A 1,605-nucleotide genomic window follows, 5' to 3' on the forward strand; every position below is an offset into this window, starting at 1 on the left:
TCACCCCTCAAGGGTATGTGGGCGCCGGGCGAAACGTCGACGTCGGGTGGTCCGGGTCGCGCGAGCGGCGACCCGGACCCGGGGCCTACTTCTGGGTGACCTTCTTGGCGGGCGCCTTCTTGGCCGGAGCCTTCGTGGCCGGAGCCTTCTTCGCAGGAGCCTTCTTGGCCACCGCCTTGGCCGGTTCCCCGCCCTTGCTGGGCAGCTCGATGCCGACCAGCTTGGCCGCCCGCTCGCCGACCGCGCGGGTCTGCGACGCCACGGTGCCCAGCGCCTCCTGGGTCAGCTCGACGGCCTGGTCCACGTAGCCCTCGGCGCGCGCCGAAGCCTCCTCGAAGGGCCGCTGGCTGCGCAGCCGCTGAAGGGCGGCCTCACCGCGCTCGACCAGCTCGTTGTAGCGGTCGGTCGCGGCCTCCATGTAGCCCTCGGCGGCCTTGCGCAGCTCGTCGGCGGTGAACCGCTCGCGCAGCTCGGTCAGCTGCTCGGGAAGGTCCTCCTGCAGCTTGGCCAGGCGGGCACGGCGCTCCTCGACGCGGCCGCGGGTGTCTGTGCGCGTCTCCTCGGCGCGGTCACGCATATTGGCGATCAGGTCGTTGACGGTCGCCAGCGCCAAGTCGGCCGCGCCCAGCGCCGCCAGCAACGGGGCGCGTAGGTCTTCGGTGTTCGCGTTTTCTGCCATGGTTCGTCCTTTCATGGTTTCTCTGAGTGAATTTGCGGTTGTTCGATGGTCTGTCTGAGGGTCAGGGCCAGCGTCGGCTGCCGCTACGGCGGTAGTCAAGAGCCGCGCTGTGACGTGATGCGCACCGTGCCGGAACACCTCCCTATGATTTTCTTGATAACCCGGGATTTTCTTGATAACCCGGGATTTTCTTGATAGCCCGGCGGACGGTTATCCCTGCGTCGCCGGGTCACCGACCGGTTCGTCGGCATCGGACCCGAAGTCGCCCTCATCAAGGACGGCTTCGTTCTGTTGGGCGAACGAGGCGTAGATGTCGAGCAGGATCTGCTTCTGACGCTCGGTGATCGCCGTGTCGGTCACGATCGCGTCCCGAACCTGGCTCGTCTCGCTCGACTCCAGGATTCCCGCCCTCACGTAGAGGACCTCCGCCGAAACCCGCAGCGCCTTTGCTATCTGGTTCAGGACGTCTGCTGAGGGTTTGCGCAATCCGCGCTCGACTTGGCTCAGGTAAGGGTTGCTGACACCGGAACGTTCGGCCAGCTGCCGCACCGACACCTGAGCGAGCTCGCGCTGGCTCCGGATGAAGCCGCCGATGTCAGAGGCGGCCGTGGATACCTTGGCGGAGAGCTTCTCCTCACCTGACATGGCGTACTCCTGGGTCGTCGGGCCGGGCGGACGACATCAGCTTACGGAGCAGTGCTTGCTTTTGCAAGCACTTGTTAGCACTTTTCAGAACATTAGCTGCACGACCGCGTAGATGACCAGTCCCGCCAATGCGCCCACCACGGTGCCATTGATCCGGATGAATTGCAGGTCACGCCCCACATGCAACTCGATGCGCCGGCTGGCCTCGTCGGCATTCCAGCGCTCGATCGTCTCGGTGATGATCGCGGTGATCTCCAGCCCGTACTGCGTGACCAGGTGTT

2 protein-coding genes and 1 pseudogene are annotated in these 1,605 nt (G+C 65.5%); all 3 read right to left on the reverse strand.

Features of this window, described 5'->3' with window-relative positions; translation table 11 throughout:
- Window positions 1-85: 85 nt before the first annotated feature.
- Complete coding sequence (locus AC2VOK_RS11420) at window positions 86-679, reverse strand: heparin-binding hemagglutinin (protein ID WP_428900567.1); 594 nt, start codon at window positions 677-679, stop codon at window positions 86-88.
- Window positions 680-915: 236 nt separating this feature from the next.
- Window positions 916-1,324, reverse strand: a pseudogene (locus tag AC2VOK_RS11425) (helix-turn-helix domain-containing protein); the annotation flags it as partial.
- 84 nt (window positions 1,325-1,408) lie between these two features.
- Window positions 1,409-1,605: DUF445 family protein (locus AC2VOK_RS11430; protein ID WP_428900568.1), on the reverse strand; the 197-nt coding region annotated here is incomplete at its 5' end.

It is taken from the genome of Mycobacterium sp. TH-M116 (assembly GCF_057473685.1).